The sequence below is a fragment of the Nostoc sp. DedQUE02 genome (assembly GCF_034531035.1).
Classification (GTDB): Bacteria; Cyanobacteriota; Cyanobacteriia; order Cyanobacteriales; family Nostocaceae; genus Nostoc.
The window spans coordinates 35096-52482 of the sequence record NZ_JAVRBY020000015.1 but is presented as its reverse complement, the minus strand read 5'-3'; the positions used below and the strand labels follow the sequence as shown (position 1 = coordinate 52482).

Sequence of the window (17387 nt, the reverse complement as noted above, 5' to 3'; positions counted from 1 at the left end):
TTAGTTTGCGCTGTTGTGGTCAATTAACAAGTTAATAATTGCCAGATTATGAATTGGAGCAACTGGATATATCTAGGAGCAGGAATAGCACTAGGTATGGTTTTCCGTCAGTTATTTGCGCTATCATCAAATGTTTTATCTAGCTCATCTCCAGTAGCGCCATTAGATCGAGAAGATATGCCACCAATATCGCAACAGCTACAGCAAACGCAGCTGGCATACCTGATGGCAAGGGAAATGAGCCTGTTTAAAGCTGGTTTTTTGGCGCGGACTACCCATGAATTGCGATCGCCTCTCAATGGTCTGATTGGCTTACATCAGTTAATTTTGTCAGATTTGTGTGAAGATCCAGCTGAGGAGCGAGAATTTATTGCCCAAGCTCACGAGCGAACGTTGAAGTTGCTCAAGCTCATGGATGAAATTCTCAACGTTGCCAGAACCCAACATGGTACCAATAAATTAGATATTCAGCCTAGACCTTTAGCCCAAATTTTGGAAGAGGTTCATAAATTAACTTATATGTTGGCGGCAAATCGCAATTTTCCCTTGCAATTGTTACCCGCCGATCCAGAAATTTATGTTTTGGCAGATTACCTCTGGCTCCGCCAAATATTGATCGGTTTAATAGACACTGCCATTACTCAGATGGAGGAGGGCAGCATCTGTATTTCTAGCAGTACCCTACCTACAAATAATTTTGTCAACATTTGGCTGGATTTACCAACTCATGCCATACCCCGGAGCGAGCCGATTGATTTGCTCAAATCTGAAGATCATCTGACTGAGATTGACCAAAAGAACACTGCTCTTTCGCCAGGAATGAGGCTATTAATCAATCAGACTCTGGTGGAAGTTATGGGAGGAAAGTTGGAAATTCTGCCCTTGAACATTGTGAAGGAAACACCTCAACAGCTTACCAGAATACAAATCTCTATCCCCCTAGTGATTCCTGAAGCTGAACTTCTGTCGCAGGAACGAAAGCAGGGTTAGTTAGGTTGTGTAGCACCATCGTAGTGGTGGTGTTGGCTTTAAAACCAATCTTTTCGTAGAAACCCTGCTGGTGAGTAGTCATCAGGTAAACTCGCTCAACCCGCCTCATCCGGGGGTGACTCAAAACGGTTTCTACTAACTTGCTTCCCAACCCACTATGTTGATACTCTGGATGAATCACAACATCCCAAATTGTGGCGCGATATATGCCATCAGATGTTGCTCTAGCAAAGCCAATGAGTCGATCGCGAAGGCAAACGGAAATCACTGGCTCACTGTTGGCAATGGCTATAGCTAAATCTTCAATACTGCGTCCCTTTGCCCAAAAAGCGGAAACGTTTAACAGTTCTTGGAGTTGGTAAAGGTCAATTTCAGATTTGCGTTCGCCTTTGGCGCAGCAAAGCTGTTCGCTAAATTTAATTTGAAGATCGTTCATGTATGGCATCCATTTTTGGCACTATCTTTAGTAGACATCGACCGAATTTAAATAATGTATCATCCAAAAATTTTGTAGAGAGGTAGCACTGCTACCTCTCTACATGCTTTTTCACCAGATGTCTAGTATGGTTAAGTCATATTTTGCTATAAATTGCTGTACGTGTATATGTATATGCAACGAGAAAAAAATTAATGACAAACCCACTTCCACAGAGGATGAGTTGGCCCCTGCTGACGTATCCGATAAACTTGTTTTTCTAAACGTTGTTTTTCCTGCTGTGGTAGTCCGAGTAAGATATTCCGACTTTGCCAAACTAAAACAGCAGCAGTCATCCCAACACAAAAGGCTAGACCGAAGGTAGACAGTGGATGGTAGAACAGTCCATATCTCACTGCCACCCAGGTAAAATATTGTTGCCACAGAGCAATTTCTGAACGTAGACCCCACAAACAAACAGGCGCAATGGTCAGCCATAAACAGCCCACAAATAGCCACCTGCCATACACTGTTAGCTGATGTAACCTTTGTACTTGTTGAGCAAACGCCGGGTCAGATTTCTCCGAGTCTGGGACAGAATTTAATGGTTCTTCTGGTTGATCCATAGGGGGATAAAATTGCAAGGCGTGGGTGAGCAATTAAAAATGCTTTCACCCAATTGTGAAATATACACAGGTTTAACTATCCTGGGAACTAGGAGATGTATCAATCGACTCAGCGCTGACTACCATCTGAGATTCACCCCTGCGCTCTCGCCACCAAGTTAGAAGAGTACTAGCGATGAAAATACTCGAATAAGCTCCCATTGTGAAGCCAATAATCAAAGCAAGAGAAAAGTTTTTCAGTGTTTCGCCGCCAAATAGAAAGATCGCAGATAATGTCAGTAATACGGTTAAGGTAGTATTGATTGATCTTGTCAAGGTTTGGTTAACTGCATCATCTACAATTTCGGCAATCGGCTGTTCGGGATGGATTTTAATGGTTTCTCGAATGCGATCATAAATCACTACTGTGTCGTTGACTGAGAAACCTGTGATCGTAAGTAAGGCGACGATAAAAAGACTATCTACTTCGATACCTGCTACCAAACCCAAAATTGAAAAAGCCCCTACTGTGATCAAGATATCGTGGAATAGGGCAATGATCGCAAACACGGCATAATCTAACTGGAAGCGGAAGCTCATGTAGACAGTAATCCCGATGAAGGAAACTACCAGAGCTAACATCCCGGATGTAAATAATTCTTTTCCCAAAGTGGGGCCAACTGAGTCAATCTGGTTTTTTTGTGGGTCAAAAGCGCCGATTTCTTCGCTCAAAGCGTTTTGTAATTTGGTACGCTGATCGACACTCAAATCTTTTGACCGAATTAGTACACCATTTTCTGCACCATTTTCTGAGACAAGTTGGATACTGCTATCACCGAGTCCCTGGGCTTTTGCTACTTCCCGGACAGCGTTGATATTAATTGGTTTGTCGCAGTTACCGGGTTTGGTGCAATCTCGGACAAACTGCAACCGCGTACCACCGATAAAATCTAAACCGGGGCGTAAGGGGGAACGAATACTCGGTTGTTGCCAAGAAATCACCATTGAGATGATACCAGCAATGATGATAGCAGCAGAAATACTCCACCAAAGCGATCGCGATTTATTAATACTTAGTTTCATTGAGTCACCTCTGCCTTATTCGATGCTGGCAGGTTTGGACAGAAAAGTTCTGTCTTCCGCAAGGAGTGAATTGAAATTGCCAAAAACAGCAATGTCCGACTACAGGTAATTGCAGTAAACATACTCACAGCAACCCCCAAAGCTAAGGTTAGAGCAAAACCTTTAACTAAACCAGACCCCAGCCAAAACAGGGCAGCGCAAGCAATCCATGTAGTGACGTTGCTATCTAAAATACTAGAAAATGCCCGATAAAAACCAGATTCCACAGAACGATACAGAGATTTACCAGCCCGCAATTCTTCTCGTGTTCTTTCAAAAATTAGCACGTTGGCATCAACTGCCATCCCAATACTGAGAATAAAACCAGCAATTCCCGGCAAAGTTAGGGTGACACCCAATAAAGCAAAGGTTGACCAAGTTAAGAGGGAGTAGATCACTAGTGAGAAATCGGCAATCAATCCTGGTAATCGATAGTAAACCACCATGAATATTAATACTAAAGTCAAACCACCGACTCCAGCATAAATACTGCTTTGAATGCTATCTCTACCCAAGGTTGCACCGACTGTCCGCCTTTCTGCAATTTCTACTGGTACGGGTAATGCGCCACCGCGTAACTGCACGCCTAAATCATTGGCTTGTTGGGCGGTAAACCGTCCTGTAATCACGGCAGAGCCACCAGTAATACCAGTAGCAGCAAATTCTATCCCCACAGTAGGAGCGCTGATCAATTCATTGTCCAGAAAAACACCAATGCTACGCCCAGTACCGGCAAGGTTTTTCGTCAAATTGGCAAACAGTTCACCACCCTTTTGGTCGAAGCGAATGGCAACATTCCAGTTGTTACCTTGAGTGGGTTCACCATAGGCATCCTTGAGGTATTTGCCAATTAGCGGTGGATTAGTGCTTTCAAACAATTCTGCGATCGCTTGATTATTTTTCTGTAAATCTTCCTGGTTCTTGACAATTGCCGCTTTGTCGGTACTCTTTCTTAATTCTTCTTGCTTAAATTTCAATTCGGCTCTTGATGCTTGAAAAGCAAGCAGTTGAGTTTCTGTATTCGGCTTTTGGGTACGAAATTCTAACTGTGCTGTACCCCCTAGCACTCGTTCAGCTTGCTCTGGATCGTTAACTCCTGGTAGTTGCACCAATATTTTATCTGTGCCGACTGTTTGGATCACTGGTTCAGAAACACCCAGACCATTAATCCGGCCTTCGACAACTTTCTTCACACCTTCCAATTCTCGTTCGGTGATTTTGGGAATATCGGCTGATGGTTTCACCTGAATAGTGAGCTGTGATCCTCCGCGTAAGTCCAGCCCAAGGGGTATCGGAATTGTGGCAATCACCGTAATAGCGGCGATTATCAGGACTAAAATCAAAATTAATAGCGATCGCTGTCTTTGCATACCATAACTCGCAACTGACAAAGGCTATAATAGCGCTCTTTTATGGAGTTATGAATGGGGAGTGGGGATCGGGGATTGGGCATTGGGCATTGAAAAGAAGCAGAGGTGCGGAGGGGCAGAGGGGCAGAGGAGAAAGACTTACTGCAACTGCTCCCCTGCTCCCCTGCTCCCCTGCTCCTCTGCCTTCTTCCCAATCCCTAATCCCTAGACTCGCAAGGCTACCATTTTTTCCACAGCTTCGACTATTTGCTCTGGTTGGATGATTGTTAGTCGTTCCAGATTGCCGTTGTAAGGTGTGGGGATATCTTGGGAAGAAAGCCGCAGTACTGGCGCATCCAATTCATCGAATAAGCGATCGTTAATTGAAGCAATGACTTCTGCTCCAATGCCCGCAGTTCGCATGGATTCTTCCACAACAATGACTTTATGGGTTTTTCTTACTGATGCCCCAATGGTATCAAAATCTAATGGTTTGAGAGATATTAAATCGATAACTTCTGGATCATATCCTTGTTTTTCAAGAGTTTTCACGGCTTGTAGCACATGATGCCGCATTCGGGAATAAGTAATAATTGTGACATCTTTCCCTTCCCGCACCATTTCTGCTTTATCCAGAGGGAGCAAGTATTCTTCTTCTGGTAAATCTTCTTTCAAGTTGTAAAGCAGAACGTGTTCAAAGAACAACACGGGGTTATCATCGCGGATAGCGGATTTCAGCAGTCCTTTAGCGTTTCTTGGTGTGGAGCAGGCAACAATCTTCAACCCTGGCACAGCTTGGAAGTAAGTTTCTAGTCGTTGAGAATGTTCTGCACCTAGCTGCCGTCCCACGCCTCCAGGGCCACGAATTACCATCGGAATTTTAAAGTTACCGCCAGAAGTATAGCGCAGCATCCCAGCGTTATTGGATATTTGGTTGAAGGCGAGCAGTAAAAAGCCCATATTCATGCCTTCAATGATGGGACGCAACCCTGTCATTGCTGCTCCCACTGCCATACCGGTAAAGCTATTTTCGGCAATGGGGGTGTCTAGAATGCGGAGTTCGCCATATTTTTGGTACAGGTCTTTGGTAACTTTATAGGAACCGCCGTAGTGTCCAACATCTTCACCGAGGACGAATACGCTGGAGTCACGCGCCATTTCTTCATCAATGGCTTCCCGTAAGGCGTTGAAAAATAGTGTTTCTGCCATTTAGACCTTTTAGTACGATTATAGTTTTAGAATTTTATCGTGCTACTGTCGCAAATACGGTTAGCGATCGCACGAGTTAGAGATTGGGTTTTTTAAACGAACTGCCCCAAACATAGAGCGAGTAATTGCCATAACTATATCAAAGCTATTTTATTTAGATTTTAGAGGTTTTATGAGCGATCGCATTCCTAAAACACCCGCTCAAAAGGTTTTTTCCGATAACGCCGATAAATATCAAAATCACTGTCCAAAGTAGCGATGGCAGCAATATCTAAGCGTTCCGAAATGACTATCAAGGATAAATCTGCAAAATCCCCTGGTAAATCTCTGTACTGAGTATTCAACTCAGCAATGCGCGAAAAATCTTGTAGCAATAGTTGCTCACACTCGTAGAGTTGTTTAGCAACATCTAGAAGAAACTCGTTTTGTGTACGCCAATCAAAGTTGAGCAACCACACTACTTCTGCAATACAAATGGGCGTAGTCACCAGCCTAGAAGTACAGTTTTCAAAAAAACGACGCACCTGTTGGTGATACCGATCTTTAGCGCTGTAGTACGCAAACAAAAACCCGCTATCCGCGAGTATAAGCGGATAATAGGTCATGAATGCCGCTTGTTGAGATATTGAGCGATCGCTTTTTTACGGTTTGAGCGTTCCGATAAATCCGTTGGTGCATCTTGTAGCAGATGTTCGGGGTGTCCACCCCGCCTCTCTACCAAAGTTTTACCCGCTTGTAAGGTTAGCCAGCGTTCAGCAATCAAGCGTCGGATCAATTCACTCTTTTCCGTTTGCTCGTGAGCTAAAATATCGGCTAGCTGCCGTTCTGTTTCTTCATCCAGCCTGACACTGAGCATAACCTTTATCATCCTTGCAATACACGTATGACAAGTATAACGCCGATTAGTTAAATTTTGTTTGAATTTCGCACCAGCTAAACCCAAAATATAAAGATAGGACTTACGCAAAATATCTCTCAAACTCCTATTTCTCCGTGTCGCGCCAGTTGCTAAAGAGCGGGAACGCTAAAAGCGAACAAGTCGGGGAACCGCAAGAGCGCACTGGCTTCTCTGCGCCTCTGTGGTAGCCTGCGGCAAGCCGCTGACGCTCCTTCTCTGCGAGACGCTACGCGAACGTCGCTACCGCTTCGCTAATGCGTCTACATTATTCCCTAACTCTTGCGTAAGTCATAAAAGAATCTCACGCCCAAACACCAAAACACAACTCTGCGTCTTCGCGCCTCTGCGTGAGATTTCTCACTAAATTAGTATTCAATATACCTAGCCTACTTTAACCATCGCGCCGCATCTTTGGCATGATAAGTCAAAATCAAATCTGCACCAGCCCGTTTAAACCCGGTTAAAGTTTCCATAACCACCCGCTCTTCATCAATCCAACCATTCAGAGCCGCAGCTTTCACCATCGCATACTCACCGGAAACATTGTAAGCCGCAACTGGTAAATTACTCGCTTCCTTCACCCGCCAGATAATATCCATATATGCCAAGGCTGGCTTAACCATCAGCATATCAGCACCTTCAGCGATATCCAATTTAATCTCTTTAATCGCTTCGCGGCCATTACCTGGGTCCATTTGGTAAGTTCTTCTGTCTCCAAATTGGGGTGTCGAGTCTGCTGCATCCCTAAATGGGCCATAATAACCCGAAGCATACTTAGCAGCATAAGACAAGATCGGTGTATCTTGAAATCCGGCTTCATCCAAACCCTGACGAATTGCTTGCACAAACCCATCCATCATCCCCGAAGGGGCGATGATATCAGCCCCAGCTTTCGCTTGAGAAACTGCTGTTTTTTTCAACAATTCCAGAGTAGGGTCATTTAAAACTCGTCCTGTTAAATCACCAGTTTGTAAATAACCGCAATGACCGTGACTTGTGTACTCGCATAAACAAGTATCAGCAATTACAATCAAATCTGGCACTGCTGCTTTTACCGCCGTCGCTGCTTTTTGGACGATACCGCAATCATGCCAAGCGCCAGTAGCATCCACATCTTTATCAGCCGGAATACCAAATAGAATAATAGAAGGAATTCCTAAGTCGTAAACTTCTTTTGCTTCTTCGACAATTTTATCTACCGAAAGTTGGTAGACTCCAGGCATAGATTTCACCTCATTAGCGATTCCCTCACCTGGTACAGCAAATAGTGGGTAGATTAAATCGCTTGTTGTTAAAACAGTTTCACGAACCATCCGGCGCAATTGGGGATGTGTACGCAGACGACGGGGGCGATGTGTAGGAAACATAAAATTTTATCAAGAAAAACAACGCAAATAGACACAAAACAAAGCGTCACAAAAGCAGGCTAAAATTTTCCTGCCGTCAGAGAGACTACAAACAGTGCTTAACTGTCCTTTGCCCTACTCTTAATCAAGTTGTAGGGCAATTTTGTATTCTACAGCTTGGTTGCACCTATCCGACGGACTGGAAAAAAAACAACATTATGAAGAAATTCAAAAATTTAAACGCAAAGTGGCGCAAAGGTAAACGCAGAGGCACGCAGAGAATTTGCTACTAAGTTTAATGAAATGTTGTGCTTGGTAGTAAATAATTGACAATTACCAATGCTCTATGCCTAATCCCATAAATTTGTGTTAAAAAACTCGGAAAATATAGGGATAGCGGAAGGGTATATCAGGATTACTGAAAACTCCAATGAGCGCCCAAATTGTTAATCCCCAGTGTAATAGATATCCCAAACCTGCTAGTGGCCCCAATAATAATAGAGGTAATACTAACCAACCGAATAGAAAAAACAACGCTCCCAAAATTGCGCCATAAAACCAGACATTAAAGTGGAAATTGATCGATTCTTTGGCGTTTTCTTTAACAACAGGATCGTCAGATACAAGCAGGATGGCGATCGGTATACCTACAGATATCAATGTGGTACTGAAAAAAATCGCCCCATGAGACAAGGCGGATAGTAGCTTTCGCTTATCTGTGTCGTACATTGCTTTCTCCTATTTAGTCAGATTGTTGGTTATATTACGACCCTATCACGAGCATCGTTGTCTTAAGATTAAAAGACTTACTAGAGTCAAAAAAAATTAAGTTAGCTGACAAACAAATACACTTATGTCTACTGAACTTCAGTCTGAACTTATTCAAGCAGTTGAACTTCGCCGCAACTTTGCGATTATATCTCACCCCGATGCGGGTAAAACGACACTAACAGAAAAGCTACTCCTATACGGAGGTGCTATTCACGAAGCTGGTGCGGTTAAGGCACGGCGGGCACAGCGTAAGGCTACCTCTGACTGGATGGCGATGGAACAACAACGGGGTATTTCTATTACCTCCACAGTGTTGCAATTTGAATACCAGAATTGTCAAATCAATTTATTAGACACTCCCGGACACCAAGATTTCAGTGAAGATACTTATCGCACCCTCGCCGCCGCCGATAATGCAGTGATGTTGATTGATGCGGCAAAGGGTTTGGAACCTCAAACGCGCAAATTGTTTGAAGTATGTAAGTTACGGGGTATCCCAATTTTTACATTTATCAACAAGCTCGATCGCCCCGGAAGGGAACCTCTGGAATTGTTGGATGAAATTGAGCAAGAACTGGGATTGCAAACCTATGCAGTCAACTGGCCGATTGGGATGGGCGATCGCTTTAAAGGTGTTTTTGATCGACACAAGCAACAAATTCACCTGTTTGAACGCAGCGCCCACGGCAGCCGAGAAGCCCGCGATACCATAGTCGAGTTAGGCGATCCAAAAATAGAAGAACAGCTAGAAGAAAACCTCTACTACCAACTGAAAAACGATCTAGAACTCTTAGAAGGAGTTGGGCCAGAGTTAGATTTGCAGCTGATACACGAAGGGAAAATGACGCCTGTGTTCTTTGGTAGCGCCATGACTAACTTCGGGGTAGAGTTATTCCTTAAGTATTTCCTTGACTATGCCCTCAAACCCGGTTCTCATGTCAGCAGTGTTGGCGAAGTTCCTCCTACATACCCGGAATTTTCGGGGTTTGTCTTCAAGCTGCAAGCGAATATGGACCCAAAACACCGCGATCGCGTCGCATTTATCCGGGTTTGCACTGGTAAGTTTGAAAAAGATATGATGGTGAATCACGCTCGCATTGGTAAACTCATCCGTCTATCTCGCCCGCAAAAACTCTTTGCTCAAGAGCGAGAATCGATTGATGTGGCTTATCCTGGCGATGTGATCGGTTTGAACAATCCCGGTGTTTTTGCGATCGGGGATACAATTTACACGGGACAAAAGCTCGAATATGAGGGGATTCCGTATTTCTCGCCGGAACTGTTCGCATCTTTGAGGAATCCCAACCCCTCCAAGTCTAAACAATTCCAAAAAGGCGTTGCGGAATTGCGCGAAGAAGGTGCTGTGCAAATTATGTATTCAACTGATGAAGCCAAGCGCGATCCAATTTTGGCGGCGGTGGGTCAGTTGCAATTCGAGGTAGTACAGTTTCGCTTACAAAATGAGTATGGTGTAGAAACCATATTAGATTTATTGCCCTACAGCGTCGCCCGTTGGGTTGAGGGTGGTTGGGAAGCATTAGAAAAAGTGGGACGAATATTCAATACCACTACAGTTAAAGACAGTATGGGACGACCAGTGTTGTTATTCCGCAATGAATGGAATTGTCAACAGTTAATGGGCGACCATCCAGAGTTAAAATTAAGCGCGATCGCTCCAGTATTTTCTAGTCAACAACCAGTGAAGGAATGAAGAAGAATACAGAATCCAGAATCCAAAATTCAGATGAAGACTCAACTGAATTCTGACTTCTGACTCCTGAATTCCTACTCGATTAATTCACTTAGACAAGCAAAACTTGAGCGCGGTTGATTTCCACGGCATCCGAGGTTCGCGCTTTTGCACAAACGTGGATCATTTAGAAGAGATTGGAGTGCCAGAATTTGTATGCCTTCACATGCCAAACCGTCTTTGGAGGCTGGTTTAGTTGCCCTCAAGCAGGGAAATTACCAAACAGCGATCGCTCAACTAGAACCTATTGCTACCAGTCAAAGCGGTACTGCTAGCTTACAAGCCCAGGTTGGTTTAGTGATGGCTTATGCTCGCACTGGCGAAGTTCCGAAAGCGATCGCTATTTCCCAAAATCTGATTGAGAGTAACAATCCGCAAGTTCAAGAGTGGGCAACACGCGCTCTCGAACACCTGACAAAACGTAAAAAACCTGAACAAGAATCAAAAAATGTCGAAACTGGATTTGTTCCCTTTGAGAATTCAACCCCAAATTCAACTCCAGTAACTCCCCCGGAAACTTCGACATTAGAGGAAAAGCCGAACGATCAAGTCATAGAAACCAAAAGCAACGAAACACCACCGATGGTGCCACTACCTAGACTCAAGGCTACAGTAGCGACACCACCACCACCACCACCACCTGCGCCCCTAAGTGGCTTCATGGGTTCTGTTACCCGCACCCAAGCCAAACTGTTCGGTGTTATTTATTGGCGGCAAGCACAGCGCGCTAGAGCATGGCAACCATTACGTAAACCAAAATTAATTCCCTTACGGCTACTGTCAGCAGGAACATTCATCGCCCTGTTTTTGGTGATGCGAGAAATCCTCAAGTTAGCAATGGGATTCATCAACGAGACTTTAGTCAAACTACCTTATGTAGAGCCGTTGCAGCCTTTATACGGCGACCCTAGTCAATTCTTGCTAATAGTATTGGTGATTTTAATCGGAGTATCACCTTGGTTGCTGGATCTGCTACTGGCTAACTTGTATGGTCAGCGAGAATTTCCGAAAGATGTATTGAATGCTCATAGTCGCGAAGCGGTTCGGGTGCTACAACGTTGTTGCCAACAGAGGCAGTGGCCGTTACCGAAACTGCGGATTTTACCAATGACTGCACCAATTATCCTGACTTATGGTAGTTTACCACGTAATGCCAGGATTGTTGTCAGTCAAGGGCTATTAGAGCAATTAGCAGATGATGAAATCGCCACTATTTACGCGACGCAGCTAGGACATATTGTTCACTGGGATTTTGCTGTAATGTCTTTGTTGCTGTTGCTGACACTACCAACTCATAAGCTATATCAGCAAGTGTCGGAGTTGGGAGACAAAATATCAGCGAAAGTTTGGCGCTGGCCGGTAACAATTATGGCCAGTCTAATTTATGGAGTTTGGTGTTTCCTAACTGGGGCTGCATTGTGGTTGTCGCGGTTGCGGCTTTATTATAGCGATCGCGTCGCATCTGAAATTACTGGTAATCCCAATGCCCTGATTCGCGCTTTACTCAAAATTGCCATTGGCATTGCAGCTGATATCCAAAAACAAGAACACACGAGTTGGCAACTAGAAAGCTTAAATCTCCTGACACCAGTTAGTTACCAACAGAGTTTATCTTTAGGTACTATTGCCAGTAATCTATCTTTTGAATCCTTTTTGAACTGGGATACAGCCAATCCCTATCGCCAATGGTTTACGATTAATAATAGTCACCCTTTAATGGGCGATCGCATCGGACGCCTTTGCCAAATAGCCCGTCACTGGCATCTAGACACCGAACTACATTTTGCTAGCGTTCCATCAAAGGTTAAGCGTCAGTCTTTCTTATTACAAATCGCTCCCTGGTTGGGAATTCCTCTAGGGATTATGTTTGCAGCTTTAGTCTGGCTAACCTGGCAACTAGCATTCGCACTCAAGTTTTTACATCTAAAGTGGATATATGAAGATTGGTCTTTCATTACAGGCTGCCTTCTAATTGGCTTTAGCATCGGTACAGTGATGCGGATTAATTCTTTCTTTCCCGATATTAAACCTGCCACGGTGCAAACTGATGACAGCTTACCCCATCTGTTATCTGACCCTTCTGCTTTACCCATTGACAGCATCAGCGTGCGTCTGGTGGGCAAACTATTAGGTCGTCAAGGCACTAGCAACTCCCTAGCGCAAGATTTAATCTTCCAATCCAGCGCTGGTTTAGTGAAATTACACCACATTTCTTGGCTAGGACAGTCAGTTAATCACCAGGATCTAATTGGTCGGCAAATTATTGTCACAGGTTGGTTCCGGCGAGGAGCAACACCTTGGATCGATATCCAAACCTTAGAAACTCAAAGTGGTAAAACCATTCATAGCCCTCATCCCATTTGGTCTACTTTTTTGGCAGTTGCAGCACAGGCTTGGGGCGCATACGTTTTTCTTACTGGTTAATCATTGGGCATTGGGTATTATCAAAAGACAAATTGTCATGTAAACAAAAGTTGCAGGTTTTCTTTACAAGTGTTACATTTATTCACACAAACAAGAGCAGCCGACATTGTAACTCAGCAGTACAGCTTAGTTGTGAATTCGGATGCTTTTTTCCCCGCTCCATACCTTTTATCCTCCCAACACAGCAGCAAATTAACCAGCCACTGGCTGGTTTTTGTTTCAAAATATGCCCACTTGAATAAAAAAATGTGTTTTATGTTACGATGCAGTAATACTAACGTCGGAAATGTATGCGCTAAACTAGCTACGTAGAAAATACCGTGGTAATGTAAGGAATGGTATTTGATTCTGCGAAAAAGGGCATAGAAGAAAGCGTGTACTTTAGCAGGCACTAGGCTATTAAATTTACAATTCTTAGAATTAAGGTGTTATTAGCTCACCATAGTGTGGGCATTTGGATTAAACAAGCTTGATCCCGACGAAAAACTGTATTGTTGTATAGGTTGATAGTTTCGAGCAAAAAAATTGGTTTATGGCAGTCTTGGTCAATAGCATCTATTTAAAAGCCAAAGCTAAGTGATTGTTTTCTTGCCTTGCCATGTTCATTCAACTCTGGAGGTATAGTTCATGTCCGTTCGCCTATATATAGGTAATTTGCCTAAAGATGAAATAGATCGTCAAGATCTGCAAGCCGTTTTTGCAGCAGAAGGTGATGCTGTAACTACTAAATTAATTAAAGACCGCAAAACTGGCAAATGCCGTGGTTTCGGTTTTCTTACAGTCAACAATGACGAACAAGCTGACGAAATTATTGAAAAGTATAATGGTCAGATGTTCAAAGATACTCCCATTAAGCTAGAGAAGGCATTACCTCGGACAAAGGGTGAAGAGGGCGACGAGCAAGCTCCTAAACCAGTTATTGCTAGTACTAGTAATAGTACCCCGACTCCTAGCCCCAACAGAGAAGGTAGCCGTCGTGAGAAAAGCTCTAAAAAGCCTCGTCGTGGAAGCGGTGGCGGAGGTTCCCGCGAAAACAGCACAACAACAACTACCGATTCAGACGCTATTCGTCCAGATCCTCGTTGGGCTTCGGAATTAGAAAAGCTGAAGCAGATGCTAGCTGCACAAACTACGAATTAATCCTTAAGGGAGAGAAATTAAAAATTAAAAATCAGAATTTTTTTTGATTTTTAATTTTTAATTATTGATAATTATCTAGCTGCTTGGTTTAATCTACTTGCAGCTAATTTTGTAAGTGTGTAGGCATCGAGTTGTCGAATCGTGGAGAATTGAGGGTTGAAATTTCAACGCAGAGGGACGCAAAGGTAAGCCAGTGCGTTGCGCGGGTTCCCCGCGTTGTAGCAACTGGCGTAGCGCAGAGGCACGCAGAGAATATGCTACAAAGTAATAATTTTTTTACTTAGAATAAAATTAAGTTTTTGTGATTAGACGCATTAGAAAACCTGGACAAGGGGGATGCGATGCCTACGGCGGGCTGCGCCTACGCAGTAATTGTCTAGATTTATCAAGTTATAGCTAGCTGATATACCAAGAGAACCGGAGGCGCGTAGGCGAGCATTTACCGTAGGCATCGCTTTCAAGATAATCTACACTCAAGGAGATAGCGATCGTTTTCAGCTTCTGTTTATGTCCTCAACTCTAGATTCTTTGCCACCTGCGCTTGCTAAAATTGTCCAGCGCTTTCAACGCGCTTCCGAACCGAAGCGGCGCTACGAACAGCTAATCTGGTATGCTCAGAAGCTCAATGAGTTCCCAGAAGCTGATAAATTACCTGAAAATAAAGTTCCTGGTTGCGTGTCTCAAGTTTATATCACAGCAGCCTTGGATGACGGTAAGGTTGTGTTTCAGGGCGATTCCGATTCCCAGTTAACTAAAGGATTAGTTGGACTTCTGGTTGAAGGATTGCAGGGACTAACGCCAAGTGAGATTGTCCAACTTACCCCAGATTTTATTCAAGAAACAGGCTTAAATGTTAGCCTCACGCCATCCCGCGCTAATGGATTTTACAACATTTTTAAAACAATGCAAAAAAAAGCGTTGGAATGTAAGTTAGATTTACCTAGCTAAACTTGGTCATAAGTCATTGGTCATTTGCAAAGGACAAAGGACAACTGACAAATCACAAACAATGTGTAACTACCAAAATTTAGTGTCATGTCAACAAATTTATTATCTACCTCTGTTGCTACTGGCTTTGGTGGAGTAGTTCAAGAATATCTCTGGAATTGGGAAAATCAGCAATTGCGCGTTGTTTATGAAACCCTTGGTAAAGGTTCACCGCTATTGCTACTACCATCTTTCAGCAGTGTTTCAACGCGTTTGGAAGTCGGCGAACTTGCCAAGTTACTAGCTCCCAATTTTCAAGTTGTAGCCATAGACTGGCCAGGTTTTGGTGAATCTTCTCGCCCTAGTTTGAATTATCGACCAGAAATATATCAGCAATTTCTGGAAGATTTTGTCAAAGCTATTTTTAATACTCCCATTACTGTGGTGGCGGCTGGTCATGCTGCTAGTTACGTTTTAAAATTAGCTATCAAACAACCTGCTACTTTCTCACGAATTTTGTTGTTAGCTCCTACTTGGCGTGGGCCTTTGCCGACAATGGGGGCAAGTCAACAGATAGCTGGTTTTGTGAGAGAATTGGTGCGATCGCCTATACTTGGTCAAGCTCTCTACAAACTCAACACTAGCCCATCTTTCTTAAGTTTTATGTACCGTCGTCATGTCTTTACTGACGCGGCTAAAATTACACCCAGTTTCATTGATAAAAAGTGGCACACAACTCAACAACCAGGAGCACGATTTGCTTCTGCTGCCTTTGTAACTGGTAATCTCGATGCTGTACACGAACAATCTGATTTTTTAGAACTTGTGCAGTCTTTAACCGTACCGCTCATGGTAGTAATTGGGGAATCCAGTCCCCCAAAATCACGAGAAGAAATGAACGCTTTGGTAGCCTTACCAGGAGTGAAAAGCGTTGTAATTCCTGGTTCTTTGGGACTGCATGAAGAATATCCAGCAGTTGTTTTAGAAGCAGTTCAAGATTTTTTGTTATACCCAGAAAATTAAATCTTTACACCAAGAGGCTGTGTGTACACTGTAGCCTCGTAGGAGAGAGGCTTTAAGTCTTCTTTGCGAACGTTAGTAGGGAAGTCTCCACCAAAGTATAACTTTTATGTGATAATGATTATCATTAATTGCAAAAATGTTAAGGTATTAACCTGCGATTTCCCGCAAGATGGGTTGGCTTGTATGCAATATTCCTACTAGCTACCCCAACTTATGAATATTTATTACTTATTACAGATGCATAAAAAGAAAATGTTTTGTGATTAAATTATGTGATTATTTTGCTGAAATCCAAAAAATAGCAATTTAGCACAAAAATATAAAAAGATTTATCATAGGCGAAAATGATTATCCATAAGGTGAGACAAGAGGAATTTAGAGTATGGTGGCTGACGTAATCAACAATTCAGTTCCCGTTACTGTTCTGACTGGCTATTTGGGAGCAGGTAAAACGACTCTACTCAATCACATCCTCACCTACGAACACGGCAAAAAAGTTGCTGTGATTGTTAATGAATTTGGGGAAGTGGGTATTGATAATCAATTGATTATCGATGCAGATGAAGAAATTTTTGAAATGAATAATGGCTGTATCTGTTGTACAGTGCGCGGCGATTTAATTCGCATCATTGGCAATTTGATGAAGCGGCGCGATAAATTTGACCATTTAGTAATTGAAACAACTGGATTAGCCGATCCTGCGCCAGTGATTCAGACATTTTTTGTTGATGAAGATTTGCAAAGTCAACTGTCTCTCGATGCAGTGGTGACAGTTGTAGATGCCAAGCACATTTGGCAGCACTGGGATGCAGACGAAGCCCAAGAACAGATTGCTTTTGCCGATGTAATTTTACTTAATAAAACAGATTTAGTAGCGCCAGAAGAGTTGAATGAATTAGAAAAACGGATTCGGGCGATGAATGCGATCGCAAAAATCTACCGTACTCAAAATTCTGAACTAGGGATGGATGCTTTGTTGGGTGTAAAAGCCTTTGATTTAGAACGCGCATTAGAAATCGATCCAGATTTTTTAGGCGAAGATGCCCACGTACACGATGAAACTGTTTATTCTGTGGCTTTAGTAGAAGCAGGTGCAGTTGATGGAGAAAAATTAAACGCTTGGCTTTCGGAGTTACTACGTACCCAAGGCCCCGATATCTTTCGGATGAAAGGCATTTTAAATATTGCTGGAGAAGATAATCGATTTGTATTCCAAGGAGTACACATGATATTCGATGGCAAACCCGATCGCCCCTGGAAACCAAGCGAAACTCCCAAAAACGAACTAGTCTTCATTGGTCGCAATCTTGATGCAGCCCAACTAAAGCAAGATTTTCTCGCTTGTTTAGCTTAAATAGGGGATTGGGGACTGGGGATTGGGTATTGGGAAAAATTTACTTCCTAGTCCCCAGCCCCAG

Annotated in this window: 16 protein-coding genes; 7 read left to right on the top strand and 9 right to left on the bottom strand. The window is 43.3% G+C overall.

Annotation, left to right across the window (positions count from 1 at the left end):
• Nucleotides 1-48 precede the first annotated feature (48 nt).
• Nucleotides 49-990 carry a HAMP domain-containing sensor histidine kinase gene (locus RMX98_RS14580; protein ID WP_322681077.1) on the top strand — a complete coding sequence of 314 codons (942 nt, stop codon included), beginning with the start codon at nucleotides 49-51 and terminating at the stop codon, nucleotides 988-990.
• On the opposite strand, the gene RMX98_RS14575 is transcribed toward RMX98_RS14580, so the two are convergent.
• The 9 genes from RMX98_RS14575 to RMX98_RS14535 form a co-directional block, all read right to left on the bottom strand.
• Nucleotides 932-1426 carry a GNAT family N-acetyltransferase gene (locus RMX98_RS14575; protein WP_322681076.1) on the bottom strand — a complete coding sequence of 165 codons (495 nt, stop codon included), beginning with the start codon at nucleotides 1424-1426 and terminating at the stop codon, nucleotides 932-934. The two genes, RMX98_RS14580 and RMX98_RS14575, sit on opposite strands and share 59 nt — an antisense overlap.
• Nucleotides 1427-1617: 191 nt before the next feature.
• On the bottom strand, nucleotides 1618-2031 hold the full coding sequence (locus tag RMX98_RS14570) for a hypothetical protein (RefSeq protein WP_322681075.1): 414 nt from the start codon (nucleotides 2029-2031) through the stop codon (nucleotides 1618-1620).
• Between the two features lie 72 nt (nucleotides 2032-2103).
• Nucleotides 2104-3093: a protein translocase subunit SecF gene (gene secF, locus RMX98_RS14565; protein WP_322681074.1), complete on the bottom strand. Its 990-nt coding sequence runs from the start codon at nucleotides 3091-3093 to the stop codon at nucleotides 2104-2106.
• Nucleotides 3090-4502, bottom strand: a complete 1413-nt coding sequence (gene secD / locus RMX98_RS14560) for a protein translocase subunit SecD (protein WP_322681131.1) — start codon at nucleotides 4500-4502, stop codon at nucleotides 3090-3092. Before secD ends, secF begins: the two co-directional genes overlap by 4 nt.
• Nucleotides 4503-4706: 204 nt before the next feature.
• The gene (locus RMX98_RS14555) at nucleotides 4707-5690 is read right to left on the bottom strand and encodes an alpha-ketoacid dehydrogenase subunit beta (RefSeq protein ID WP_190892814.1); all 984 of its coding nucleotides are present in this window, start codon (nucleotides 5688-5690) and stop codon (nucleotides 4707-4709) included.
• 188 nt (nucleotides 5691-5878) lie between these two features.
• Nucleotides 5879-6295 carry a type II toxin-antitoxin system VapC family toxin gene (locus tag RMX98_RS14550; protein ID WP_322681073.1) on the bottom strand — a complete coding sequence of 139 codons (417 nt, stop codon included), beginning with the start codon at nucleotides 6293-6295 and terminating at the stop codon, nucleotides 5879-5881.
• Nucleotides 6292-6546, bottom strand: a complete 255-nt coding sequence (locus tag RMX98_RS14545) for a hypothetical protein (protein ID WP_292745472.1) — start codon at nucleotides 6544-6546, stop codon at nucleotides 6292-6294. The genes RMX98_RS14550 and RMX98_RS14545 overlap by 4 nt, the downstream gene beginning before the upstream one ends.
• Nucleotides 6547-6974: 428 nt before the next feature.
• Nucleotides 6975-7955, bottom strand: coding sequence for a porphobilinogen synthase (gene hemB, locus RMX98_RS14540; protein WP_322681071.1), 981 nt, complete (start codon nucleotides 7953-7955; stop codon nucleotides 6975-6977).
• A 348-nt stretch (nucleotides 7956-8303) separates the two neighbouring features.
• Nucleotides 8304-8663, bottom strand: a complete 360-nt coding sequence (locus RMX98_RS14535) for a DUF4870 domain-containing protein (protein ID WP_099100362.1) — start codon at nucleotides 8661-8663, stop codon at nucleotides 8304-8306.
• Nucleotides 8664-8787: 124 nt separating this feature from the next.
• On the opposite strand from RMX98_RS14535, the gene prfC reads away from it, so the two are divergent.
• The 6 genes from prfC to RMX98_RS14505 all read left to right on the top strand — a co-directional run bounded on the left by prfC (nucleotide 8788) and on the right by RMX98_RS14505 (nucleotide 17323).
• Nucleotides 8788-10416 carry a peptide chain release factor 3 gene (prfC, locus tag RMX98_RS14530; RefSeq protein WP_322681070.1) on the top strand — a complete coding sequence of 543 codons (1629 nt, stop codon included), beginning with the start codon at nucleotides 8788-8790 and terminating at the stop codon, nucleotides 10414-10416.
• Between the two features lie 195 nt (nucleotides 10417-10611).
• On the top strand, nucleotides 10612-12879 hold the full coding sequence (locus RMX98_RS14525) for a M48 family metalloprotease (RefSeq protein WP_322681069.1): 2268 nt from the start codon (nucleotides 10612-10614) through the stop codon (nucleotides 12877-12879).
• Between the two features lie 627 nt (nucleotides 12880-13506).
• Nucleotides 13507-14019 (top strand): RNA-binding protein, encoded by a 513-nt coding sequence (locus tag RMX98_RS14520; RefSeq protein ID WP_322681067.1) that lies wholly within the window; start codon nucleotides 13507-13509, stop codon nucleotides 14017-14019.
• Between the two features lie 507 nt (nucleotides 14020-14526).
• Nucleotides 14527-14967: a SufE family protein gene (locus tag RMX98_RS14515; protein ID WP_322681066.1), complete on the top strand. Its 441-nt coding sequence runs from the start codon at nucleotides 14527-14529 to the stop codon at nucleotides 14965-14967.
• An 87-nt stretch (nucleotides 14968-15054) separates the two neighbouring features.
• Nucleotides 15055-15969 (top strand): alpha/beta hydrolase, encoded by a 915-nt coding sequence (locus RMX98_RS14510; protein ID WP_322681064.1) that lies wholly within the window; start codon nucleotides 15055-15057, stop codon nucleotides 15967-15969.
• Between the two features lie 382 nt (nucleotides 15970-16351).
• Entirely contained in the window at nucleotides 16352-17323 is a 972-nt protein-coding gene (locus RMX98_RS14505) for a GTP-binding protein (protein ID WP_322671994.1), read from the top strand.
• The last annotated feature ends 64 nt before the right edge of the window (nucleotides 17324-17387 follow it).